The 22,599-nt window shown below is 67.7% G+C and carries 23 protein-coding genes; 5 read left to right on the forward strand and 18 right to left on the reverse strand.

The features are described 5' to 3' along the window. Positions 1–4 precede the first annotated feature (4 nt). From NP4_RS33030 to NP4_RS33050, 5 genes are all read right to left on the reverse strand, one after another. Positions 5–394, reverse strand: a complete 390-nt coding sequence (locus NP4_RS33030) for a polyketide cyclase / dehydrase and lipid transport (RefSeq protein ID WP_068006339.1) — start codon at positions 392–394, stop codon at positions 5–7. 33 nt (positions 395–427) lie between these two features. Next, positions 428–1,591: a glycosyltransferase family 4 protein gene (locus tag NP4_RS33035; RefSeq protein ID WP_062506792.1), complete on the reverse strand. Its 1,164-nt coding sequence runs from the start codon at positions 1,589–1,591 to the stop codon at positions 428–430. 160 nt (positions 1,592–1,751) lie between these two features. After that, on the reverse strand, positions 1,752–2,759 hold the full coding sequence (locus NP4_RS33040; RefSeq protein WP_068006341.1) for a hypothetical protein: 1,008 nt from the start codon (positions 2,757–2,759) through the stop codon (positions 1,752–1,754). Between the two features lie 16 nt (positions 2,760–2,775). Continuing rightward, positions 2,776–3,783, reverse strand: coding sequence for an NlpC/P60 family protein (locus NP4_RS33045; protein ID WP_068006432.1), 1,008 nt, complete (start codon positions 3,781–3,783; stop codon positions 2,776–2,778). A 203-nt stretch (positions 3,784–3,986) separates the two neighbouring features. Continuing rightward, entirely contained in the window at positions 3,987–4,598 is a 612-nt protein-coding gene (locus NP4_RS33050; protein WP_068006344.1) for a C40 family peptidase, read from the reverse strand. A gap of 510 nt (positions 4,599–5,108) precedes the next feature. Between NP4_RS33050 and NP4_RS33055 the strand changes: the two genes are divergently transcribed. Then, the gene (locus NP4_RS33055; protein WP_068006346.1) at positions 5,109–6,812 is read left to right on the forward strand and encodes a DEDD exonuclease domain-containing protein; all 1,704 of its coding nucleotides are present in this window, start codon (positions 5,109–5,111) and stop codon (positions 6,810–6,812) included. Positions 6,813–6,822: 10 nt separating this feature from the next. On the opposite strand, the gene NP4_RS33060 is transcribed toward NP4_RS33055, so the two are convergent. Next, the gene (locus NP4_RS33060) at positions 6,823–7,947 is read right to left on the reverse strand and encodes an FAD-dependent oxidoreductase (protein WP_068006349.1); all 1,125 of its coding nucleotides are present in this window, start codon (positions 7,945–7,947) and stop codon (positions 6,823–6,825) included. Positions 7,948–8,038: 91 nt separating this feature from the next. Beyond that, a complete protein-coding gene (locus NP4_RS33065) occupies positions 8,039–8,482 on the reverse strand; it encodes a MarR family winged helix-turn-helix transcriptional regulator (protein WP_068006351.1) in 444 nt (147 codons plus the stop codon). A 105-nt stretch (positions 8,483–8,587) separates the two neighbouring features. Between NP4_RS33065 and NP4_RS33070 the strand changes: the two genes are divergently transcribed. Further along, the gene (locus NP4_RS33070; protein WP_068006353.1) at positions 8,588–8,863 is read left to right on the forward strand and encodes an Lrp/AsnC family transcriptional regulator; all 276 of its coding nucleotides are present in this window, start codon (positions 8,588–8,590) and stop codon (positions 8,861–8,863) included. An 8-nt stretch (positions 8,864–8,871) separates the two neighbouring features. On the opposite strand, the gene NP4_RS33075 is transcribed toward NP4_RS33070, so the two are convergent. The 5 genes from NP4_RS33075 to ctaE form a co-directional block, all read right to left on the reverse strand. Continuing rightward, complete coding sequence (locus NP4_RS33075; protein ID WP_068006356.1) at positions 8,872–9,153, reverse strand: hypothetical protein; 282 nt, start codon at positions 9,151–9,153, stop codon at positions 8,872–8,874. Between the two features lie 186 nt (positions 9,154–9,339). Continuing rightward, positions 9,340–10,965, reverse strand: a complete 1,626-nt coding sequence (gene qcrB / locus NP4_RS33080; RefSeq protein ID WP_068006358.1) for a cytochrome bc1 complex cytochrome b subunit — start codon at positions 10,963–10,965, stop codon at positions 9,340–9,342. Beyond that, positions 10,962–12,095, reverse strand: a complete 1,134-nt coding sequence (gene qcrA, locus NP4_RS33085) for a cytochrome bc1 complex Rieske iron-sulfur subunit (protein ID WP_068006435.1) — start codon at positions 12,093–12,095, stop codon at positions 10,962–10,964. The genes qcrB and qcrA overlap by 4 nt, the downstream gene beginning before the upstream one ends. After that, positions 12,092–12,973 (reverse strand): cytochrome bc1 complex diheme cytochrome c subunit, encoded by an 882-nt coding sequence (qcrC, locus tag NP4_RS33090; protein WP_082876435.1) that lies wholly within the window; start codon positions 12,971–12,973, stop codon positions 12,092–12,094. Before qcrC ends, qcrA begins: the two co-directional genes overlap by 4 nt. Positions 12,974–13,019: 46 nt before the next feature. Beyond that, complete coding sequence (gene ctaE / locus NP4_RS33095; protein WP_082876436.1) at positions 13,020–13,631, reverse strand: aa3-type cytochrome oxidase subunit III; 612 nt, start codon at positions 13,629–13,631, stop codon at positions 13,020–13,022. Between the two features lie 222 nt (positions 13,632–13,853). Between ctaE and NP4_RS33100 the strand changes: the two genes are divergently transcribed. The 3 genes from NP4_RS33100 to NP4_RS33110 all read left to right on the forward strand — a co-directional run bounded on the left by NP4_RS33100 (position 13,854) and on the right by NP4_RS33110 (position 16,097). After that, a complete protein-coding gene (locus NP4_RS33100) occupies positions 13,854–14,282 on the forward strand; it encodes a hypothetical protein (RefSeq protein WP_068006437.1) in 429 nt (142 codons plus the stop codon). A gap of 40 nt (positions 14,283–14,322) precedes the next feature. Further along, positions 14,323–15,378, forward strand: coding sequence for an anthranilate phosphoribosyltransferase (gene trpD / locus NP4_RS33105; RefSeq protein ID WP_068006361.1), 1,056 nt, complete (start codon positions 14,323–14,325; stop codon positions 15,376–15,378). Positions 15,379–15,515: 137 nt separating this feature from the next. Beyond that, on the forward strand, positions 15,516–16,097 hold the full coding sequence (locus NP4_RS33110) for a YdcF family protein (protein WP_068006362.1): 582 nt from the start codon (positions 15,516–15,518) through the stop codon (positions 16,095–16,097). Positions 16,098–16,110: 13 nt separating this feature from the next. Here the strand turns inward: NP4_RS33110 and NP4_RS33115 are convergent, their stop codons facing one another. Genes NP4_RS33115 through cysD form a run of 6 tightly spaced genes read right to left on the reverse strand, consistent with a single transcriptional unit; the run spans position 16,111 to position 22,495 of the window. After that, positions 16,111–16,563 carry a MaoC family dehydratase gene (locus NP4_RS33115; protein WP_068006363.1) on the reverse strand — a complete coding sequence of 151 codons (453 nt, stop codon included), beginning with the start codon at positions 16,561–16,563 and terminating at the stop codon, positions 16,111–16,113. A 19-nt stretch (positions 16,564–16,582) separates the two neighbouring features. Continuing rightward, on the reverse strand, positions 16,583–17,719 hold the full coding sequence (locus NP4_RS33120; RefSeq protein ID WP_068006365.1) for a sulfotransferase family protein: 1,137 nt from the start codon (positions 17,717–17,719) through the stop codon (positions 16,583–16,585). A gap of 9 nt (positions 17,720–17,728) precedes the next feature. Beyond that, on the reverse strand, positions 17,729–18,556 hold the full coding sequence (locus NP4_RS33125) for an SDR family oxidoreductase (RefSeq protein WP_068006366.1): 828 nt from the start codon (positions 18,554–18,556) through the stop codon (positions 17,729–17,731). Then, the gene (locus NP4_RS33130) at positions 18,553–19,731 is read right to left on the reverse strand and encodes a hypothetical protein (RefSeq protein ID WP_114755678.1); all 1,179 of its coding nucleotides are present in this window, start codon (positions 19,729–19,731) and stop codon (positions 18,553–18,555) included. Before NP4_RS33130 ends, NP4_RS33125 begins: the two co-directional genes overlap by 4 nt. Before the next feature lie 11 nt (positions 19,732–19,742). Then, positions 19,743–21,590: an adenylyl-sulfate kinase gene (cysC, locus tag NP4_RS33135; RefSeq protein WP_068006370.1), complete on the reverse strand. Its 1,848-nt coding sequence runs from the start codon at positions 21,588–21,590 to the stop codon at positions 19,743–19,745. Continuing rightward, positions 21,590–22,495: a sulfate adenylyltransferase subunit CysD gene (gene cysD / locus NP4_RS33140; protein WP_068006372.1), complete on the reverse strand. Its 906-nt coding sequence runs from the start codon at positions 22,493–22,495 to the stop codon at positions 21,590–21,592. The genes cysC and cysD overlap by 1 nt, the downstream gene beginning before the upstream one ends. Positions 22,496–22,599 lie beyond the last annotated feature (104 nt).

A 22,599-nucleotide genomic window follows, 5' to 3' on the forward strand; every position in this document is an offset into this window, starting at 1 on the left:
CGGTTCAGGGCACGGGGACCGGGGTGACGCCCGCCGGGCGACCGGCCTCGAGACGCGCCTTCACCTCGAACGACATCTTCCTACCCGCCACCCGCCGCTCGCGATTGGCGGCCAGCAGGGCGCGCGGGGACATCCGGGCCGCGTTCCACGGTTCGGCGTGCAGGAAGTAGTGCAGGATGACCCCGTCCAGCGACGGTTCCAGCCAGACCTCCATGGTGCCGGTCAGCGGGCCCGCGACGGCCCATCGAATTCCCTTGTCGCCCCGATCCTCTCGAACCTCGAGCGTCAGATCGGGCCACCAGCCGCGCCACCGGTCGCGATCGCCCAGCACTCCCGCCACCTCGGCGCCCGAGGCGGCGACGAATGTCTGGTCGGCAACCTGGATCGAACTCATGCCTGGCCCTCGCTCCCGCTCATGGGCCCGAGCCTAGCTCGAGAAGCCGCCACTGCTCGATCGCACAGTCCCGTCGAGCAGTTCGCGCAGCCGGGAGCCGAGGACGTCCCAGCGCCAATGTTCGCTGACCCAATCGCGTCCGGCGGCGCCCATGCCCGCCGCGACGTCCGGATCGGACAGCAGGGTGACGATGGCGTCGGTGATCTCCTGATGCGAGCGACCGTCGACGACGGTGCCGGTGCGGCCCTCCTGCACGGTTTCCGGGGCGCCGCCGGAATTGCCCGCGACCACCGGAACCCCGGAGGCGGAGGCCTCGAGGAAGACGATGCCCAGACCCTCGACGTCCAGGCCCGCGCCGCGGGTGCGGCACGGCATGGCGAAGACGTCGGCGATGGTGTGGTGGGCGGCCAGTTCGGCGGCGGGTACGCGACCGGTGAAGACCACATCGTCGGCCAAGTCCAGGGCGGCGGCGAGACCGCGTAATTTGTCCTCGTAGGGGCCGCCTCCGGCGATGACCAGAACCGCGCCGTCGACGCGCTTCTTGATCTCGGTCATCGCGATGATCAACATGTCCTGTCCCTTGCGTGGGACCAGTCGCGACAGGCACAGCACGGTGGGCCGCTCGCCCAGGCCGTAGCGGGCGCGCAATTCGGCGCGGGCGGCCGGATCCGGGCGGAACACCTCGGTGTCGACGCCCGGGGGCAGATATTCCAGTCCGGCGTTTCGGCCGAAGGCCGCCGAGAACCGCCGTCGGGTGTACTTGCTGACATAGGTGATCGCATCGGTGTGATCCCCGATCACCCGCAGCGCCTGCCGCGCCGCGGGCAACATCGACCAGCCGACCTCGTGCCCGTGCGTACTGGCCACGATCCGCTCGGCCCCCGCCCGCCGCAGCAGCGGCGACAGCAGCGCCAGCGGCGCGGCCGCCCCGAACCACACGGTGTCGCACCGCTCGTCCCGCACCAGCTTCGCCGCCCGCCGCAACACCAGCGGCGTCGGCACCATCAGGGTCGTAGGATGCCGCACCACCTGAAACGGCTGCTCGGCATCGAATTTCAGATGACTGTCCCCCCGCCACCGCGGCGCGTAAACCACCAACTCATCCGCGGGCAACCGCATAGCCAGCGCATGCAAATACGACTGAATCCCGCCCGGCCGAGGCGGAAAGTCGTTGGTAACCAGCAGGGTGCGAGCCATGAGCCGAGTCTATTGCCGCCCCACCGGCCGCCGATCCCGGGCCCTGACCAGCCCGAAAGCCCCTGCGCCCCAACCCTCGCCCCGGCGCTGCGCGCCGGAACAAGGGAAGGAGCGGCGGAACGAGGGAAAGGAGCGGCGGCGCGAAGGGTCCGGGCAAGGGTCAGGAGATTCGCGACTTGATCCAATCTCGCCATTGGGTGACGAAGGATGTGTGGCCTATGCCGAGGGTGTCTTCGAAGGCGTCGTCGAGGGCCGGTTTGTCTTGGGGGCCCTTGGCCAGGCGGTGGTAGAGGTCTACCAGTTTGGGTTCGCCGAATTGGGTTGCGGTGAAGGCGTTGGCGGACCAGGCCTGTTCGTAGGCGAGGGCGGCGTTGTTGCCGGGGGTGGGGGCGAAGGCGGCGTCGGTGGGGAGGTCGGTGGGGAGGATGCCGGAGCGGGCTCGGGCGGTGAGGGTGGGGGCCAGTTGGGCGAAGGGGCGTTGTTCGGCGCGGTGGGCGGAGTATTCGGCGAAACCCTCGAGCACCCATTGCGGTGAGCCGTCGAGGGTTTGGGCGCGGGCGGCCACGTGGGTGAGCTCGTGGCGCAGGGTGTCGCGCAGGCCGTCGGTGCCCAGGCGGCGTCCCGCGTCGGCCGCGAACACCACGCGCTGGCCGGTGGGTCGCTGGCCAGGCAGGAACGGATCCGAGACCGAGGCCGCGGCGACCTCGCTCGACACCGATCCGGTCGCATGCGTCAGCGCCGCGAATTCCGCGGTCGAGGACGACACCGCGACCACCGCCGTCCGCGACCAGTCCCCGCCCCACAGCGTCGTCACCGAATCGACGGCCGGGCCGATCTCCCGCGCGAGGGTATCGACATCACCGCGCTGATACGGATGCCCGAACACCACCGACAGCTGCCCGTCCTCCCCCGAAACCTGCTGGGCGACAACGGGACCGTAGGACTCCATGACCCGACGCACCTCCGCCAGCTGCGGATCGACCGGAGCCGCGGGCGCGGCGTACTGCGCCGCGGCCGGTTCCGGCCGCACCTTGGGCAACGCCGACTTCGGTAGTAACACCAATGCTCCGGTAATCGCGGTCAATGCGATCACCGTGGCGACGGTGGCGACGAATTCGAACCGCCGCCGTGCCGTCAACCAAGTACGGATCCGCTCCAGCGCGTTCATCCTCACCTCGGTCGAATTACGGCATACCGATCCAATAGCGACGCGCCGAGTGGTACGGGGTCGAGCCCAACGGAGCCACCTGGACCGGAACACCGAAGGTCGAGGCGTGCAGCATCAGACCGTTACCCGCATAGATTCCCACATGCGAAGCGTCGGAATAGAAGAAGACCACATCTCCGGGTTGCAAATTGTTCTTGTCGACGGGAGTGCCGACCGCCGCCTGTGCCTGACTGGTGCGCGGCAGATCGATACCGACCCGATGAAACGCCCACTGCACCAGACCCGAACAGTCGAACTGATCCGGACCGGTCGCACCCCAGACATAGGGATCGCCGACCCGGGTGAGCCCCGCCGCCAGCGCACTGGTCCCACTGCCCGGCACCAATCCGCGCAACAGGGTGTCACGATCGAATCCGGCCGGGAACAGCGCCCCGGCCAACGAGGCCTTGTCGCCCGCCGACAGCGAACCCCACTGCTGGATGACCTGCGCGATCGCGCCCTGCAGATCGGCGCGTTTGCGCTCCAGCTCCGCGCGCACCTGATCGGCCTTCGTCGAGGCGTCCCGGGCCGCGTCGGAGGCGGTGCGGGCGATATTCTGCGCCGAGGTGGCGGCGTCGGTGGCCTTCTTGAACTGCGCGAGCTGATCCTGCGTCTGCGCCGAGAGCACATCGAGGGTCGACATCTGATCGAGCAGCTGCTGCGGCGAATCGCTGACCAGTACGGAGAACAACCGATTGGTGCGCGCGCCCTGATAGGCGGCGACAGCGGTGCGATCGACCGCGGGCTGATACTTGCGAACCTCGGCCTGTGCCACGTCGACCACCTGGGTCGCACCGGCCAGTTTCGCGTCGGCGTCGCGGGAGACGGCCTGTTTGGCGTCGAGATCCTGCTGCGCGGCGAGGGCCTGCTGATTGAGCTGTTCGGACTGATGGGACAGGTCGATCAGCTTCTGCACGGCGTCGCTCGCGCTGGTGGGCGCGGCGACCGGATCGGCCGTGGCGCCGTTGATCGGGATCCCGAACATCAGGACGCCCACGGCCAGCGAGCCGCCGACCAAGCGTCTGGTTCTGTTGTTTCGGTGCTGCGCTGTCACTGCCTGCCGTGCCCCGTTTCCGCGGTATCCGAGCTGGTCATCACGAAGGTCTCGAACAGGTTACGGAACGGCGACCGTCTGTGTCCAGCAGGCCACAAAATGATCACGGCCGCCGTCCCGTTTGACCGAAATTTTCAGTAGCGGCGAGCACCCGCAACGGGCATCGAGGACATGGCCGCGATGGCGACGGGCTGGCCCGCGGTCGAGGCGTGGACGACATTGCCGTCACCGACGTAGAGGCCCGAGTGGCTGCCGCCGTAGAACGACACAACATCGCCCGGCTGCAGATCGTCCATCGAGACCGGCGCACCGGCATCGAGCTGGGCGTAGCTGGTGCGCGGCAGTTCCAGACCGGCCTGCTCGTAGGACCACTTCACCAGACCCGAGCAGTCGAAGGCGTTCGGGCCGGCGGCGCCGTACACGTAGGGCGCGCCCAGCTTGGACATCGCGGCGTCCACGGCACGCTGACCGACGGTCTCGATCGGCGCGGCCGGGGCCGGCGGATTGATGCCCGGAATCTGGAAGCCCGGGGGAAGGATGTTGGCCGGGATCGCCCCCGGCGGGATCTGAGCCAGAACCTGATCGGGGACATCGAAGTTCCCGACGCCCGGAACGGTGACCGGCGCCGCCGAAGCGGGCGCCACGGGCAGCAGCAACGCGCTGAGGGTGGCAGCGCCAACGGCTCCGGCCGCAACGGCCCGATGGGCGTTGCGATGCAGCCCCAGGACCTGTCGCTTGATCGCCATGATGCGGTACTCCTCATCTCATCTGCCCCACGACGTGCACCCGGCGGTGCGCCGGACTCCGTGAGGTCTCGAAAAGATTACGAGCGCATAACGGTGGGTTGTAAAGCGGCGAACACCCAAAACGAGCTGGTCAGCAATTCCAACCCTTGCAACATGCGAGATAAATCACACCAATCACAAACAAATAACGATGGTGTCCGACCTGCAGGTTTCTCGAGCGACACGAGTGCGTCAAGCCGGGCGGCATCGGGACGTTTCAAGGTCTGACTTAAGGGGAAATCAGCACGTAGGCTAGAGCCTTCGGCTCCGAAAGCGACCGATCAGTTCCCTCCGAGCCGTTGATCATGACCGCCGAACCGGTCGTTGCGGCATCTCCGCCCGGGCAAGCCGCCGGATTGATACCCAAACCGAATTAATGTGACCCTGGCCACATTTGGGTGTAGATCTGCCGCGCGCGCCCGTTCCCGCCGACTCCGCAACTTGTCGTACCCCCTCTCTACGCTGCTGCGCGTGCGCCAGACCACGGCGGCCCAGCTGGCCTTCGACGAGCTCGACACCCCGCTGTACGACACCACCTTCGTCGTGGTCGACCTGGAAACCACAGGTGGCAGCCCCGATGGCGATGCGATCACCGAGATCGGCGCGGTGAAGGTGCGCGGCGGCGAGGTGCTCGGAGAGTTCGCCACCCTCGTCGATCCCGGCTGCCCGATCCCGCCTCAGGTCGTCCAGATCACCGGCATCACCACCGCGATGGTTCGCGACGCGCCGCGCATCGAGGCCGTGCTGCCCGGGTTCGTCGAATTCGCCTCCGGCTCGGTACTGGTCGCCCACAACGCCCGCTTCGACACCGGATTCCTCAGGGCCGCCGCCGCGCGTTGCGAGATCGCCTGGCCGACTTTCCAGGTGCTGTGCACGGTGCAGTTGGCCCGGCGCATCCTGCCCCGCGACGAGACGCCGACCGTCCGGTTGTCCGCGCTGGCACAGCTTCTGGGCGCGCGCACCATCCCCACCCACCGCGCCCTCGACGACGCCCGCGCCACCGTCGACGTGCTGCACGCCCTCATCGAACGCGTCGGCAATCAGGGCGTGCACAGCCTCACCGAACTGCTCGACTATCTGCCCGAGGTCACCAAACGCCAGCGCTCCAAGCGTTTCCTGGCCGCCGACCTGCCCAGCGGGCCCGGCGTCTATCTGTTCCGGGGCCCCTCCGACGAAGTCCTATATATAGGGACGGCCGTGAATCTGCGCCGCCGCGTGCGCAACTACTTCACCGGCTCCGAAACGCGCACCCGCATGCGGGAAATGGTGGCGCTGGCCACCCGGGTCGATCATGTGTCGTGTGCCCACGGTCTCGAGGCGGGCGTGCGGGAACTGCGACTGCTGGTCGCCCACACCCCGCCCTACAACCGCCGCTCGAAATTCCCCAAGCGCGCCTGGTGGCTCACCCTGACCGACGAGCCGTTCCCCCGCTTCGCGGTCACCCGCACCCCCGCACCGGATGCGCTGGGTCCGTTCAACTCCCGCACCGACGCCGCGGAACTCGCCGCCATCGTCGCCGAATTCTGTGGCCTGCGCACATGCACTACGCGCATACCCCGCGGCGGGCGGCACGGCGCGAACTGTCCACCGGCCGTGGTCGGCGGCTGCCCCGCCGGAGTCTCGGGCCGATTGCTCGATCCGACCGAATACGCCCCCGCGCCCCGACTGGTCCGCGATCTGTTCACCGGCGTCGGCGACGCACCCCTGCACACCATGTCCGACCGGATCGAAACCCTGGCCACCGCGCAGAATTTCGAGGCCGCCGCCCGCCTGCGCGACCGCGCGGTCGTCGTCGTGCGCGCCCTGCGACGCACCCAGCGCCTCGCCGCACTGGCCCGCATCGCCGAACTGGTCGCCGCCCGCCCCGACGGCTCCGGCGGCTGGGAATTCGCGATCATCCGCTACGGCCGCCTCGCCGCCGCCGGCACCGCCATCCGCGGCATCGCCCCCATGGCCGTGGTCGAATCCCTCACCGCCTCCGCCGAAACCGTCCTGCCCACCCATCCCCCACTCCATGACGCCCCACCCGAGGAGACCGCCCTCATAGCCCGCTGGCTCCATCAGCCCGGCACCCGCATCGTCCGCACCACCGACGGCTACCACGAACCCCGCCTCGGCGCGGGCCCCTGGCTGTCCTGGGTCGAACGCGCCGAGGCCGCCGCCCGCGCCGATTGACGCGGCCGATCTACTCGTCTCCGTTGAACATCCGCACCAGCGCGTGGGGTGCGTCGTCTCCGAACATGAACTCGAGAATCCGGTGCCCATCGGTGGCCGACGCGGCGCTGCGGGGAAACATGGCTCGCTCGTATTCGGCGAGTGCGGCCTCGATATCTCTCGGACGCGCCGCGAGGGCCGTACCGAGTTCCGCGCCGTCCAGCATGGCCAGATTGGCGCCTTCGCCGTTCGGGGGTGCGACATGGGCGGCATCGCCGATCAGGGTCACGCCGGGCACTCGATCCCAGCGGTGCTCGATCGGGAGTGCGTAGAGGGGGCGCAGGATCGGGGCGCTGTCGCCGTCGGTGATCAACGCGGTGAATTCGGGTGCCCAGCCGTCGAATTCACGGGCGATGTGCGCGGTCGCGGCGGCCGGGTCGGCGAAGTCGACAGCGGCGAACCAGTCTTGTGATCGGGTGAGCGCGGCATAGGTGTGCAGGGTGTCGCCGCGCTCACGGTGGGCCGCAATTCCCTTGCCGGGCGCGAGCGCCATGAACGCTCCGCCGCCGACGGCCCGCGCCGCGGCGCGGTGGCGGGTGTCGCTGTCGTACAGCCAGGTCTCGACAAACGACATGCCGGTGTATTCGGGTGTCGCGGCGGTGAGCAACGACCGGACCCGCGACCATGTCCCGTCCGCACCGACCAGCAGATCGGCGACGACAGCGCTGCCGTCGGCGAAACCCACCTCGTGACGGCCGTCGCCGAGGGCGCGAACACCGACGACCTTGTGATCCCACCGAACGGCATCGGCCGGAAGCGAATTCAGTAGTAGCTGCCGCAACTCACCACGCAGCACCTCGGGACGCCCACCCGTGCCATCGTCGGCCCGATCGAACAGGACGGTCCCATCCGGGGCGACGACCCGCGATTGCTGACGTCCCTCCAGGATCAGCGCGCGGAACTCTTCGGTGAGACCGGCGGCCGCGAGGGCGAGTTGCCCACTGGTTTCGTGGATGTCGAGCATCCCGCCCTGCGCTCGGGCCGCGGGCGAGGACTCCGCCTCGTAGACCGTGGCCGGGATGCCGTGGACATGCAGAACGCGGGCGAGGGTGAGACCACCCAATCCGGCTCCGATAATTGTGACCTGGATGTTCATGTCGGCTCCTTGTTCTGGGCAGGTTCGAGCGCGCGCCGACGGATGCCGGCACGGCAGAAGGTGTGGGACGCGCGGCCCGGCCGCGCGGATGTCAGGACCGAGTCGGTTTCGGCAGGTCCGCGGTGATCTTGGTGAGCAATGCGCGCAGGGCCGCCCGCTCGTCCTGGTCGAGCGGTGCCAGAATCGTCTGCTCGACCTCGGTCATCATCGTTTCGAATCCGGCGATGAGCTCGGCGGCGGCCGGGGTCGCGTAGACGCGCTTGCTGCGCTCGTTGCCGCCCTCGATCCGACGCTCGACGAGCCCGCGCCGCTCGAGGCCCTGCAGCAGGCTCGAAACGCTGGCCGCACTCGTGCGGCTCATCTCCGCGAGATCGCGCTGGATCGCGCCGGGATTCCGGATCAGATAGACGATCGCGACGCTCTGCTCACGGCTGAGCTCACGGGCGCGGGTCCACTCCTCGCCCGCCTTGATCTGCGCCCAGCCGACCCAGTTCATCATCTCCAGGATGGTCGGCTCATGTCCGGATGCGTTCATAGTTAGAAATCTAACCATTAGAGTTCTAACTGTCAATGACCTAACTGAAACGCTCGCCCGCGACTCGCACACAGCGGCGTCGCCCGGATCAATAGACTCACCCCCATGATTACCGCGATCGTATTGATCCACGCCGAGGCCGCGCGCATACCCGAGACCGCGCAGGCGCTGGCCGATCTCGAGGGTGTGGCGGAGGTGTATTCGTGCGCGGGCGACGTCGATCTCATCGCGGTCGTGCGGGTCCGTGATCATGAGCAGATCGCCGAGGTGGTGACCGGCCGGATCAACAAGACGGCCGGGGTGCTGCGGACCGATACGCACATCGCGTTCAAGTCGTACTCGCGCGCCGAACTCGAGGGCGGATTCTCGATCGGGGAATGAAAGCTCGCTCAGTCGAGCAGAACCGAGGCCCCGAAGGGGTGCGCTCGATGGCCCGCGGGGACGAGCCGGGTGACGCCGCCGCGGCAGCCGGGTAGCAGATACACCCGCGCCCGCAGGGTGGTGTCGTTGGTGATATCCAGTCGCTGGGGGAATGTGCGGACGGTGACGCAGCCGGGCGCACTCGCGTAGGTGCGCCCATCGATGCGGAACGGACCGGCCTGGGCGGGCGCCGCCGCCGATACCGCCGCGGCCGCGAACACCCCGGACACCACGAGAGCCTTGCGAATCACGCCCGAACTGTAACCAACGTCCGGACAAATGCGAAGGCCCCGAGTCGGATTCGACTCGGGGCCTTCGCTGCGCTCAGGCAACAAGGAGAGGCGCTCAGGCAACAAGGAGAGACGCCCAAGCAACAAGGAGAGGCTCGGTCAACAAGGAAAGCTCAGGCAACGAAGAACGAGCCTCGAGCGACCGCCTCAGTGGCCGTTCTTGTCTCCGTTGCTGTTGCGCTCCTGGTATTCCGCCAGGACCGCGAGCTGCTTGTGCTCCTGCTCGTGCTCGTAAGCGACCAGCGCGTCGGCCTGCTGGGCCGGGTCGGCGCTGAGCAGCGAGCCGATGCCGGGCTTGCCCGCCCAGCCGAGCTTGTTCATCTTCTTGGGCACCGGGGCGCCCTGGTACTCCAGCGGAATCGGGTGGCCGTGCTCGTCGACCGGGCCCAGCGGCTGGTGCACCTCGATGTACTCACCGTGCGGCAGGCGCTTGATGACACCGGTCTCGATGCCGTGCTCGAGCACCGCGCGGTCGCTGCGCTGCAGACCCAGGCACATCCGGTACGCCAGGAAGTAGGCGATCGGCGGGGCCACCAGCAGCGCGATCCGGAAGAACCAGGTCGTCGCGTTCAGCGAGATGTCGAACTTCAGCGAGACGATGTCGTTGACACAGGCCAGCGTCAGCACCAGGTAGAACGCGATCGCCATCGCGCCGATCGCCGTGCGCACCGGCACGTCGCGCGGACGCTGCAGCAGATTGTGGCGCGCGTCGTCGCCGGTCAGCTTCTTCTCGATCCACGGGTAGGCGATCAGCACCGTGAACACCAGACCCATGATCAGCGCGACCCAGAACGGCGCGGGCACGGTGTAGCGGCCCAGATACAGCTCCCACGGCGGCATGAGGCGGGCCATGCCGTCGGTCCACATCATGTAGAAGTCCGGCTGCGAACCCGCCGATACCTGAGAGGGGTTGTAGGGACCCAGATTCCAGATCGGGTTGATCTGCAGGACGCCACCCATGATGGCGACCACGCCGAGGGTGAACATGAAGAACGCGCCCTGGTCGGCGGCGAACACCGGCACGATGCGCGCGCCCACCACATTGTTCTCGGTGCGGCCCGGTCCGGGGAACTGGGTGTGCTTCTGGTACCACACCAGCGCCACATGCGCGGCGACCAACGCGAGCATGATGCCGGGGAACAGCAGCACGTGCGCGATGAACAACCGCGGGATGATGATCGTGCCCGGGAAGTCACCGCCGAAGATCAGCCAGTGCATCCAGGTGCCGATCACCGGAATACCCATGGTGATACCGCCGAACGCGGCCCGCAGACCGGTGCCGGAGAGCAGATCGTCGGGCAGCGAGTAGCCGAAGAAGCCCTCGAACATCGCCAGCACCAGCAGCAGCGAACCGATCACCCAGTTCGCCTCGCGCGGCTTGCGGAACGCGCCGGTGAAGAAGATGCGGAACAGGTGGATGATGATCGACGCCGCGAACAGCAGCGCCGCCCAGTGGTGCACCTGGCGCACGAACAGACCGCCGCGCACCTCGAAAGTGATGTTCAGCGCGGTCTCGTAGGCCCGCGACATGGTCACGCCACGCAGCGGCTGATACGCGCCGTTGTAGACGACCTCGCTCATCGACGGATCGAAGAACAGGGTCAGGTAGATACCCGACAGGATCAGGATGATGAACGCGTACAGCGCGATCTCGCCCAGCAGGAACGACCAGTGGGTCGGAAAGACCTTGTTGATCGACCGCTTGACGAACGCCGCCATGTGGTAGCGCTCATCCATTTCATTGGCCTGCGCGGCCGCTTTAGAAGGACTCATGAACGACGCTCCCAGTAAGCCGGGCCGAGGGGCTCGATGAAGTCGTGCTGGGCGACCAGGTAGCCCTCGGTGTTGACGGTGATCGGCAGCTGCGGCAGCGCGCGAGCGGCGGGGCCGAAGACCGGCTTACCCCACTCGGTGGCCGAGAACTGCGACTGGTGGCAGGGGCACAGGATCCGGTTGGTCTGCTGCTCGAACAGCGAGGTCGGGCAGCCCAGGTGGGTGCAGATCTTCGAGTAGGCGAAGTAGTCGCCGTAGTTGAAGCTCTCCTGGCCCTTGCGCTTGATCGCGGACTGCGCGTCCTTGGTGCGCAGGCGAATCAGCATGACCGCGTTACGGATTCCGCGCAGCGACTCGAGCGTCTCCTTCTCGTTGCCGCGCCACTCTTCCTTCCACGGGAAGACGGTCTCCATGGCGCCGGCGTCCAGATCCTCCGGACGCACGAGCACGATGTCCTCCGGGCGACCGGTGTCCTTGCGCAGGTAGATAGTCTGGCCCGGGTAGTCCGGGGTCCAGCCGGAGACCCACAGCGGGGACTTGTCGCCCTTGGCCCACGGGTTCTTCACCAGACCGCCGACGAACATCAGCAGCGCGCCGATGCCCAGCGCGCCCACGCCCAGACCCGCGGTGCGGGTGATCAGCTTGCGCCGGCCCAGCGTGGAGGTCTCCAGCGCGTCGGACAGCTCGGCGACCAGCGTGCGCCGATCGGTCTCGGAGGACTTGCCGTCGTGGCGATCCTGGATCGAGATCTCGGCGGGAATGAACTTCTTGCGGATGATCACCGCGGCGATACCGATGGCCAGCACCGCGACACCCAGCAGCACGCCGTACAGCGGCGTGGTCAGCGAGTAGATGCCCGCGCCGTCCTGATCGCGACTCTTGTACTCCCACGGCCAGAACAGGAAGACGCCGATCAACGCCACACCGGACAGCGCCGAGATGACGAACCACATCGCCACCTGTCGCTCGGCCCGCTTCTCCGCGCGCGTGCCAGGGACCGGCCAGCGCGGGGCGCGGTAGGCGACGTCGACGCCGTCGAGTTCGGTACCGAGCTTGACCAGATCGTCGCGCGACATCGCGTCGAGCTGGTCGTCGGTGAGGTCCATGTCCTTTGGCTCCTGTCCACTCATGAGCGAGATCCGATCCACATCGCCGAGCCGACCAGGACCACGATTCCGACCACCCAGATGGCCAGACCCTCGGTCGCGGGACCGAAACCGCCGAGACCGTAACCGCCCTCGGGGTGCGACTCCGTCCGGTTCTTGACGTAGGCGACGATGTCGCGCTTCTCCTCCGGCGTCAGCTGACGATCGGAGAACTTCGGCATGTTCTGCGGACCGGTCAGCATCGCGGTGTAGATCTGCTGTTCGCTCGCCGGGGTCAGCGGCGGGGCGAACTTACCGGAGGACAGCGCGCCGCCCTTACCGGTGAAGTTGTGGCACGACGCGCAGTTCATGCGGAACAGCTCGCCACCGCGGGCGATGTCGGCGTTCTTGATCAGCGACTCCTCGGCCACCTTGCCGTCCGGATCGCGCACGACCGTGGGACCGCCGCCGTTCGCCGCGATATAGGCGCCCAGGGCATCGGTCATGTGCTCGTCGAACTTGGGGTCCTTGCGCTGGATCTGCGCGCCGTTGGCCGCGGCCGGCATGCGACCGGTGGAGACCTGGAAATAGACCGCCGCCTCGCCGACGCCGATCAGGCTCGGGCCGCGATCGGCGACACCCTGCAGGTTGGCACCGTGGCAGGTGATGCAGGAGGTGTCGTAGATCTGCTTGCCCTCGCGAATCAGCGCGGACTGGTCCTCGTTGGCCGTCGCGACCTGTGCGTGCGGGGTCAGTGCCGATGCCGCGAAGCCGGCTCCCACGAGACCCATCAGCAGCACCAGACCACCCGCCAGCTTGCGCCGCAACCGGCGCTGCTTACGCGACTTGGTGGCCTGAACGTTGTTCGCGCGCTCGACCCCGGGGCTGATGGGGTCCGGCGCTGACGGGGGAGATGAACTCATCTGTGTCCCTTTTGGAGGTAGACGGAACCGGGCTGCTGGTTCTGCTTCAGCGGACGAAGTAGATCGTGGCGAACAGCCCGATCCACACGATGTCGACGAAGTGCCAGTAGTACGAAACGACGATCGCCGCCGTGGCCTGTGCCGGGGTGAACTTGCTGACCGTGGTGCGCACGAGCAGGAAGATGAACGCGATGAGACCGCCGATGACGTGCAGACCGTGGAAACCGGTGGTGATGAAGAACACCGAGCCGTAGATGCTGCTCGAGATCGAGGTGCCCTCGTTGTACAGGTTGTGGTACTCGTACCCCTGGCCGAGCACGAAGAACAGGCCCATCAGGAAGGTGAGCACGTACCAGCGCCGCAGGCCGAACACGTCGCCCTTCTCCGCCGCGAACACACCCATCTGGCAGGTGAACGAGCTCAGGACCAGCACCGTCGTGACCGGCACGGCCAGATACATGTTCAGCTCGGTCGGCTCCGGCGGCCAGTTCCCGTGCGCCTGCGCGCGCGCGACGAAATACATGGCGAAGAGGCCGGCGAAGAACATCAGCTCGCTCGACAGCCAGATGATGGTTCCGACGCTGACCATGTTGGGCCGGTTCAGCGAGTGCACACGCTGAGTAATGGCCGATCCTGGGGTCCCTACTGCGGTCGTCACGCCGGTAAGTATGACTCGTCGTAGTACGACAGGCGTACCCGGGTGCGAATCTTGATGTTCCGTGTCGGAAACCGCACGGCGAGACCGAGTCTCACCGGGGTACCGGCGTGTCCTACGAACGCGCAGTTCGGGGCGTGCGAGCGGGGTTCCTATTGTTGAAGTCGGATGTTCGCGGCCCCCGGTTCCCGGCGCGCGAAAAAAGTTTCCGGCGAGGAGATTCACATGGGACTACGGGAGGCGTGGCAGCGCCTGACCGGACACGCCACCCCGACGGACCTGGACCCCGACCGCCCCGATCTGGTGGTCGTCGTGTCCAGTTTCGACGACGCCGAGGCCGCCTCGGCCGCCCTGGCCCGCGCCACCGACTGGACCCCCGATGCCCCGGCCGTCCTCCGCCACCACCTGCGCCTGCCCGCCGACCGCGCCGACCAGGCCGTCGCCATCGCCGCCCAGGACGGCTACTCCCCCGCCCACACCGAATACCGCGGCGACACCGTCGAATTGGCCCTGCGCCGAGTCCAGCCCCTCGACGCCCTGCACTGCTCCCAGGAGCGCTCCCGCATGGCCGGGTTGGCCCAACGCCACGACGGGGTAGCCCTCGGCTGGGATGCTTTGCAGCCGGGGGGTAAAGAAATTGCCCGACCGCACTAGGCTGCTACATCAGATCCACAGCGGACAGGAGAAGTTGGTCATGAGCGCGCGCAGCTGGCCCGAGATCCTCGGGGCCCTCACCGACGGGGTCGATCTGACCGCGGAGGAGGCGGCGTGGGTGATCGATGAGATCTTCTCCGACAACGCCTCCCCCGCCCAGATCGCCGCCTTCGGCGTGGCCATGAAGATGAAGGGGCCCACCGCGACCGAGCTGAGCGGGCTGGCCCAGGGCATGCTCGGGCACGCGCGGCGGGTGACGCTGGATGTGCACGCGGTCGATATCGTCGGCACCGGCGGCGATCGTTCGGGCACGGTCAACATCTCCACCATGTCCTCGATCGTGGTCGCCGCGGCCGGGGCGCCGGTCGTCAAGCACGGTAACCGCGCGGCCTCGTCGAAGAGCGGCGGCGCGGATGTGCTCGAGGCGCTGGGTGTGCGAATCACCCTGGGGCCCAAGGCCGTCGCGCAATGCGTCACCGAGGTGGGGATCGGGTTCTGCTTCGCGCCGCTGTTCCACCCGGCGCTGCGCTACGCCGCCTCGGCGCGCAAGGACGTGGGCATTCCGACCGTATTCAACGTGCTCGGCCCGCTCACCAATCCGGCACAGCCGCGCGCCGGACTGATCGGCTGCGCCTTCCCCAATCTGCTTCCGGTCATCGCCGGGGCGTTCGCCGAACGCGGCGCCAACGCGCTGGTGGTGCGCGGTAACGACGGCTTGGACGAGATCACCACCGCCGACACCTCCGAGGCGTGGGTGGTCACCGGCGGCCATCTCACCCACACCGTCATCGATCCGACCCGCCTGGGCATCGAGCGCGCGCGGCCGGACGCGCTGCGCGGCGGCGACGCCCAGACCAATGCGGTGATCGCCCGCAATATGCTCGGCGGCGCTCCCGGCCCGGTTCGCGATGCGGTGCTGCTCAATTCGGCCGCCGCGCTGGCCGCGGTCGAGCTGAGCCCGGAGACCGCCGACCGGGATCTGCACGAAGCGCTGGCCGTGGGGCTGGAGCGCGCCACGCACGCGGTGGACAGCGGCGCGGCCTCGACCCTGCTGGATCGCTGGGTCACCGTGAGCAACGGTCTCGGCAAGGACTGAGCCGATAGGGGTCTGCGTTCGGCCCCCGGGCGAACTCGGAGCGAAAATACCGGCGCGCCCGTATCTTTCGGGCGACCATGGGTGCGATGTGCTGACCGCCGCGCCGGTGGTTCCGGTGCGCCGTCCGGGGAGGTCCGATGTTCGAACAGATCCGTCCCACCGTATTCCTGGCGAAAACCGTTGCCGCCGTGACGCTCATGGCCGGTCTACTGGCCGTGACCGCTGTCGAGGCCACACCGCGCCCCACCGAATTCACCCTGCCCGGACTGCCTTTGACCGCCGGCCTCGGCCCGGACACCGCGGTCGTGGTGCTGGGTTACGGCCTGTTGCCCGACGGCGGTATGCGCCCGGAACTGCTCGCACGGCTGTCCGCGGGCTATGTGCAGGCCCTGCTGTGCCCGGCCACCCCGATCATCGTCACCGGCGGCAATCCCGAGAACGGCGTCACCGAGGCCCGGGCGATGGCGGATTGGTTTGTCGCGCACGGCATCTCCCCCGCGCGCGTCCATATCGAGGACCGCGCCGAATCCACGGTGCAGAACGCCGAGTACTCGGCCCTGCTGATGCGCGCGATCGGCGCGGTCGACGCCGTCCTGGTCACCTCCGCCGACCATGTCCAGCGCGCCCAGGGCGAGTTCCTCGCCGCGGGCATCCGGGTGGTGGCCACGCTGACTCCGGATCAGACCCCGTCCTCGGCGCTGCCCTTCGGCCCACGCTGAACGGGTCCGCCGATCAATTCAGATAGCGCACAAGACTTTCGGCGACGCAGGCGGGTTTGTCCGCGCCCTCCAATTCGACGGTGACCGTACGCTGCGCCTGCACCCCGCCCGGAATGTCGGATACCGAGTCCAGGGTCACCCGGGCGCGGATGCGCCCACCCACCGGCACCGGCGTGATGAATCGAACCTTGTTGAGCCCGTAGTTGATTCCCATGGTGATCCCGTCGACCGAGGTGGCCTGGTTGACCAGCGGCACGGTCAGCGACAGGGTGAGGAATCCGTGCGCGATGGTCCGCCCGAACGGCCCCCGCGCGGCCCGCTCCGGATCGACGTGAATCCACTGCGGGTCGTCGGTGGCCGCGGCGAATTCGTCGATCCGGTTCTGGTCGATGGTCAGCCACTCGCTGACACCGATCTCGGTTCCCACTGCGGCGCGCAGCGCCTCGAAGTCGGCGAAATGCGTCATTCAGCGAGACTAGCCGGTGTCAGCCCAGCCGGAAATACTCTTCGACCTGTGCCTCGGTCAGACCGTAATCGGCCAGCGAATAACGGTGCACGGGTTTGCGATCGCCGGTGCGACTGTCCTCGTCCAGTGCCGCCATGGCCGCCCGCGCCGCCTCGGTGAGTTCGATGCCGAAGGTGCGGTAGATGTTTTCGACAGTACCCAGGGGATCGGCGCGCAGATCGCCGAAATCGACGTCGATGAACTGCGATCGGTCGTAGCGCGCCCGCGCGGCGGTGAATTCGCGCAGGCCCCGCGACCACAGCTCCAGCTGCGTCTCCCCGATCACTTTGCCGGAGAACGTATTCGACCAGCCGCGCGCGGCATGTTCGGAGAGGCTGCACGCCGAGGCGAGTACGGTCGTCGGGGCGCGATGGGTCTGGATGACCAGCGCGTCGGGATAGACGGCCATCAGCGCGTCGAGGGCGAACAGATGGCTGGGGTTCTTCAGGATCCAGCGCCGCGCGTCACCGAGCCCGATCAGCTGCAGATTCTTGCGATGCCGCGCGTAGACGTCGGTCCAATCTCGCCCACGCAGCCAGTTCGAATAGGTCGGCAGATACGAAAGGCATTCGTAAGAAACCGATTTCACCGTCTGGCGCAGCAGCTGCCAGCACTCCTCCACCTCGGCGGCATTCATGAAATGCAGACCCATGAACTCCGGATTCTCCACATGATGCTGCGCGAACCCGGCGTCGATGCGCTGATAGATCGGATTGTCGGCCCAGGTCTCGCGCGGCGGGCGCGGCTGCGGGAATTCGGTGAGCCACATCTCGAGCGCCTGATGGCGCGGATCGGCGGCCAGCAGCCGGTGCAGCGCGGTGGTGCCGGTGCGCGGCAGTCCGGTCACGAAAATCGGCCGGGTGACCGGGGTTTCGGCGTACTCGGGATGCGCTCGCCAGGACGCCTCGCTCAGCGCCCGCGCCACCAGCGCCCCGCGCAGGAAGTACCGGTTCATCTTCGAGCCGAGTTCGGTCAGATCGGCATCGCGGCGATAGGACTCGAGCAGCACGCCGAGCGCCTCGAGATAGTCGTCGGATCCGAAATCGGTGAGGCCGCAGGCCTTGGTCGCCGAGGCGTGCAGATCCTCGATCGTGCCTACGTCGGTGCGTACGGTCATCAGTTCTTCCTATGCGTGGTATTCGCCGCAGTTCACGTCGAGGGTCTGGCCGCTGATGGCGCTGGCCCAGTCCGAGGCCAGAAACACCACCGCGCGGGCGATCTCGTCGGGTTCGGGCAGTCGTTTGAGGTCCGAGCGCGCGGCGGTCTGCTCGTAGACCTGTTCGACGGTGGTGCCGTACTTCGCGGCGACCTTGCCGAAATACCACTTCAGCTGGTCGCTCCAGATATAGCCCGGCGCGATGGTGTTGACCCGAATTCCTTTGGGGCCCAGCTCGGTTGCCAGCGTCTGCGACATCGCCAGCAGGGCGGCCTTGGACAGCTTGTAGCTGCCGTAGCGGGGTTCGGAGTGGCGGATGGCGGCCGAATTGATCATCACCACGGCGCCTTTGGTCTTGGCCAATTCGTCGGCGAAGGTCTTGGTCATGCGCAATCCGCCAAGCACGGTCAGATCCAGGCTGTCACGAATCTGCTGAAAATCGGTGCGCTCCAGCGATTTCATCGATGGCACCGAGAAGGCATTGTTCACCAGGGCGTCCACCCGCCCGAAGGTCGAGACGGTGCGGGCGAGCAGATTCGCCACGGCCGCATCGTCGGTGATATCGGTGGGCACGCTCAGCGTCTGCCCGCCCGCGGCCTCGATCTCGGCGGCCACCTCGTGCAGCCGCGATTCGGTCCGAGCGGCCAATACCACCTTCGCCCCGGCCGCCGCGGCCTCCGTGCAGATCGAGCGCCCCAAACCGGGCCCGACCCCGCTGACGACCACCACCTTGTCTGCGAGCAGACTGGGCCCTCCGTGGTTACGCTCCGCTGCCGCCTCCGGGCCCTGACCGCTCATGCCAACATCCTTTCCGCGAACCCACGCTGCCGCTCGGCAATCCTTGCCCGCCAGCCTTTTTCATCGATCCGATTGCTGTCGTAGTGCGGCAGTCGCGCGGCCACCTCGTCGATGGACACCAGCGCGACCGTCGGCCCGTCCTGCGGTGTCAGCGCGCGATCGGTGCGCTGCCAGCGGAACTGCAGAATGCCGCGGCGACGGCCGGTGGTCTCGATCCAGTTGGCGATGCCGGGATCGCGCGCCGAGACGACCATGCGGATCACGCCGTCCGGATCCACCTGCGCCTGTGCGCTGTTGAGGCTGGTCTGATGGTTGACGTAGTCCAGCGAGATATACCAGCGGCTGCCGAGCTGGAAACCCTGGTACGGCGCATCGGATTTCGGCACCGTGATCACCAGCGCCTGATCCTCGGCCAGATCGAAATGCCCCACCGAGGAGTACTGCGTGCTCAGACCGCCCGGGGTGAGCCGCGGTTCGGTCAGGGTGTTGACCGGCAGGTCCAGATAGAACCACTTGGGGAAGTTGAACCAGGTGTGCACGCGCTGCACCAGCATCCGCCCGGCCGCACGATAGCGCTTGCGCAGCCCGTCCAGATCCGGTTCGGCGGGTGCGGTCCCCACCGTGTCCACCCGTTCGATACGAATACTGCCCTTACGCTCGGCGTTCCAATCGCCGTACACCTCGCGCACCGCGAGCATGGACGCGCCCTCACCGAGCACGAAATAGTTCGGGTCCGGATCATCCTTCGGCGGGCCGAATCTCAGCCGATAGCTGCCGTCGGGCTCGATGCGCACCCGCCGGTCGTCGAAGGCGTCGTCGCCGCCGGGGACGGTGGTGGCGGTGTAATCACCCTTGAGCACTTGGAAACTGAGATCGACGGTGCTGCCGCGGTGGCCGGTGACCAGGTATTCGCCGGTCGGCTCGACATTCGCGTGGTAGTAGAGCGTATCCGGATTGTCCAGGCCCATCTTGGTATACGGCCCGGTCGAACTGACGAAGTAGGGATGACTCGTGCCGTGGGCGCGCGCGAGCTGCAGCACCGCGGCCATACCACCGGCCAGATAGTCGTAGCCCTCCGCCAGATCCCGCTCGTCGTCGACGAAATCCGCTGCGGTGATGAGCTTCTCGGCCTCGGCGACGGCGGCCAGGAAGGGTTCGGTCAGGGGTTGTTCCATGGATGTCCTCACTACAGTCGCAGGTCGCGGCGGATGGCGGCGGCGAGTTCGGTTGGTGTGCCCCGGTCGGTGGTCACCAGCAGATCCGGATGTTCGGGACGCTCGTAGGGGGAGTCGATCCCGGTGAACTGCGGTAGCTTCCCGGCGCGCGCACGGGCGTAGAGGCCCTTGGGATCTCGCCGCTCACACGCCTCGAGCGGGGTGTCCACGAACACCTCGTGGAAGGGCAGTTCGCGGCCGTCGTGGATCAGCCGCGCCTGTGCGCGCTGCGCGGCGAACGGGCTGATCAGCGACACGATGGCCACCACACCGGCATCAGCGAACAGCGCCGCCACCTCGGCCACGCGCCGGATGTTCTCGCGGCGATCATCGTCGCCGAAGCCGAGATCGGCATTGAGGCCGTGGCGCAGATTGTCCCCGTCGAGCAGATAGGCCGGGCGGCCCTCGGCCACCAGCTGACGCTCCAATTCGACGGCGATCGTGGACTTTCCGGAGCCGGACAGCCCGGTCAGCCAGACCGTCGCCCCGGCGTGCGCCCGGCCCGCGCGCCCGACCGAGGAGCTGTGCCAGACGACCTCGCGCGCGGTTTCCCGGCCGGTGTCGCGCGCCAGGATCATGCCCGCGGCGACGGTCTGATGGGTCGCGTCGTCGATGAGGATGAAGCTGCCCGTGCGGCGGTTGTCGCGGTAGGGATCGAACATCAGCGGACGGCGGCTGCGCAGCGTCAGCCGCGCGATGTCGTTGAGCGCCAGGGTTTCCGCGCCCGCCTCGCGGTGCAGGGTATTGACGTCGAGCCGATAGTCCAACGCCGTCACGCGCACGCCGGTGCTCTGCGCGGCGGTGCGGATGGTGTATTCGGCCCCCGGCCGCAGCACGGCGTCGTCGGCGAACCAGCAGACCATGGCGTCCAGATCGTGAGCCAGATGCGGCCGATTTCCCGGGCGCGCCAACATATCTCCGCGTCCGACATCGATCTCGTCGGTCAGGGTCAGCGAGACGGCCATACCCGTGAACGCCTCGTCCACCTTCGTCCCGCCCGGACCCCACACCCGGTCCACCCGCGTCGCGCGTCCCGAGGGCAGCACCACCACATCGTCGCCGGGCTTGAAGATGCCACCCGCGACCGTGCCCGCGTAGGCCCGGTGGCCGTCGCCCGGACGGATGACGTACTGCACGGGCAGGCGGGCATCGATCAGGTTGCGATCCGACGCGATATGCACATCCTCGAGGTGACGCAGCAGCGGCGGGCCCGCGTACCAGGACATATGCGGGGACGGATCGACGACATTGTCCCCGAGCAGCGCCGAGCACGGCACGAAACTCAGATCGCCCACGGTGAGTTTGGCGGCGAAATCGGCGAATTCGTCGCGGATCTCGTCGAAGCGCTCGCGCGACCACCCGACCAGGTCCATCTTGTTCACGCAGACGACCACGTGCGGAACGCCGAGCAGCGTGGCCAGGAAGGCGTGGCGTCGAGTCTGTTCGACCACGCCCTTGCGGGCGTCGACCAGGATGAGCGCCAGATCCGCGGTGGAGGCGCCGGTGACCATATTGCGGGTGTACTGCACGTGCCCCGGGGTGTCGGCGATGACGAATTTGCGACGCGGGGTGGCGAAGTAGCGGTAGGCGACATCGATGGTGATGCCCTGTTCACGCTCGGCGCGCAGGCCGTCGGTCACCAGCGCCAGATCCGTTGCGGCATCGCCGCGTTGGGCACTCGCGCGTTCGATGGCGGCCAGTTGATCGGTGAACAGATTCTTCGAGTCGTAGAGCAGGCGGCCGATCAGGGTGGATTTACCGTCGTCGACGCTGCCCGCGGTGGCCAAGGTCAGAAGCTTCTTCTCGGACGTATGGCTCATCAGAAGTAGCCCTCTCGCTTGCGGTCCTCCATGCCGGAGTCCGAGATTCGATCGTCGGCGCGGGTGGCCCCTCGTTCGGTGAGCCGGGTGACCGCGGTCTCGGCGATGACCGCGGCGGGATCGGCGGCCTCGCTCTCGACGCATCCGGTACAGGTGGCGTCGCCGACGGTGCGGAAGCGCACGGTCGTCTCGAAGCTCTCCTCGCCCGGACGCTCGTCGAGAAAGCGATTGGCGGCCAACAGCATTCCGTCGCGGCGCAGCACTCGACGACGGTGCGCGTAGTACAGCGACGGCAGCTCCACCGCCTCGCGATCGATGTACTCCCAGATATCGAGCTCGGTCCAGTTCGACAGCGGGAACACCCGAATGTGTTCACCCGCACGATGTCTGCCGTTGTAGAGATTCCAGATCTCGGGCCGCTGCGCCCGCGGCTCCCACGCGCCGAATTCGTCGCGGAAGCTGAACACCCGCTCCTTGGCCCGGGCCTTCTCCTCGTCGCGGCGCGCGCCGCCGAATACCGCGTCGAACCGATGCTCGCCGATCGCACGCAGCAAGGTGTTGGTCTGCAGGCGATTTCGGCTCTCCCCCGCCCGCTCCACCACCCGCCCGGCGTCGATATCGTCCTGCACCCGCGCCACCAGCAGCCGCGCCCCCAATCGCGCCGCGGTGCGATCGCGGAACTCGAGTACCTCGTCGAAGTTGTGCCCGGTATCGATGTGCAGCAGCGAAAACGGCAGCGCCGCGGGCCAGAACGCCTTGCGGGCCAGCTCCAGCATCACCGCCGAATCCTTGCCGCCGGAGAACAGCAGCACCGGCCGCTCGAAGGTCGCCGCCACCTCCCGGAAGATGTGCACCGATTCGGCCTCCAAGGCCGCCAGATGCGACAGCTCGTATCCGGCCCGCATCGCTCACCCACTCACCGCGCCGATCCGCCACCACATCGCATCCCGGCTTCAGAGCCCATGTACCCGGCTTCAGAGTCCGTGGACCCGAATTCAGAGCCCATATA

This window comes from Nocardia pseudobrasiliensis NBRC 108224, from assembly GCF_001613105.1.
Classification (GTDB): domain Bacteria; phylum Actinomycetota; class Actinomycetes; order Mycobacteriales; family Mycobacteriaceae; genus Nocardia; species Nocardia pseudobrasiliensis.

Coding starts and splice junctions, on each gene's coding strand:
- NP4_RS33030 (WP_068006339.1), bottom strand. CDS start 394: ATGAGTTCGATCCAGGTTGCCGACCAGACATTCGTCGCCGCCTCGGGC.
- NP4_RS33035 (WP_062506792.1), bottom strand. CDS start 1,591: ATGGCTCGCACCCTGCTGGTTACCAACGACTTTCCGCCTCGGCCGGGC.
- NP4_RS33040 (WP_068006341.1), bottom strand. CDS start 2,759: ATGAACGCGCTGGAGCGGATCCGTACTTGGTTGACGGCACGGCGGCGG.
- NP4_RS33045 (WP_068006432.1), bottom strand. CDS start 3,783: ATGTTCGGGATCCCGATCAACGGCGCCACGGCCGATCCGGTCGCCGCG.
- NP4_RS33050 (WP_068006344.1), bottom strand. CDS start 4,598: ATGGCGATCAAGCGACAGGTCCTGGGGCTGCATCGCAACGCCCATCGG.
- NP4_RS33060 (WP_068006349.1), bottom strand. CDS start 7,947: ATGAACATCCAGGTCACAATTATCGGAGCCGGATTGGGTGGTCTCACC.
- NP4_RS33065 (WP_068006351.1), bottom strand. CDS start 8,482: ATGAACGCATCCGGACATGAGCCGACCATCCTGGAGATGATGAACTGG.
- NP4_RS33070 (WP_068006353.1), top strand. CDS start 8,588: ATGATTACCGCGATCGTATTGATCCACGCCGAGGCCGCGCGCATACCC.
- qcrB (WP_068006358.1), bottom strand. CDS start 10,965: ATGAGTCCTTCTAAAGCGGCCGCGCAGGCCAATGAAATGGATGAGCGC.
- qcrA (WP_068006435.1), bottom strand. CDS start 12,095: ATGAGTGGACAGGAGCCAAAGGACATGGACCTCACCGACGACCAGCTC.
- qcrC (WP_082876435.1), bottom strand. CDS start 12,973: ATGAGTTCATCTCCCCCGTCAGCGCCGGACCCCATCAGCCCCGGGGTC.
- NP4_RS33100 (WP_068006437.1), top strand. CDS start 13,854: ATGGGACTACGGGAGGCGTGGCAGCGCCTGACCGGACACGCCACCCCG.
- trpD (WP_068006361.1), top strand. CDS start 14,323: ATGAGCGCGCGCAGCTGGCCCGAGATCCTCGGGGCCCTCACCGACGGG.
- NP4_RS33110 (WP_068006362.1), top strand. CDS start 15,516: ATGTTCGAACAGATCCGTCCCACCGTATTCCTGGCGAAAACCGTTGCC.
- NP4_RS33115 (WP_068006363.1), bottom strand. CDS start 16,563: ATGACGCATTTCGCCGACTTCGAGGCGCTGCGCGCCGCAGTGGGAACC.
- NP4_RS33120 (WP_068006365.1), bottom strand. CDS start 17,719: ATGACCGTACGCACCGACGTAGGCACGATCGAGGATCTGCACGCCTCG.
- NP4_RS33125 (WP_068006366.1), bottom strand. CDS start 18,556: ATGAGCGGTCAGGGCCCGGAGGCGGCAGCGGAGCGTAACCACGGAGGG.
- NP4_RS33130 (WP_114755678.1), bottom strand. CDS start 19,731: ATGGAACAACCCCTGACCGAACCCTTCCTGGCCGCCGTCGCCGAGGCC.
- cysC (WP_068006370.1), bottom strand. CDS start 21,590: ATGAGCCATACGTCCGAGAAGAAGCTTCTGACCTTGGCCACCGCGGGC.
- cysD (WP_068006372.1), bottom strand. CDS start 22,495: ATGCGGGCCGGATACGAGCTGTCGCATCTGGCGGCCTTGGAGGCCGAA.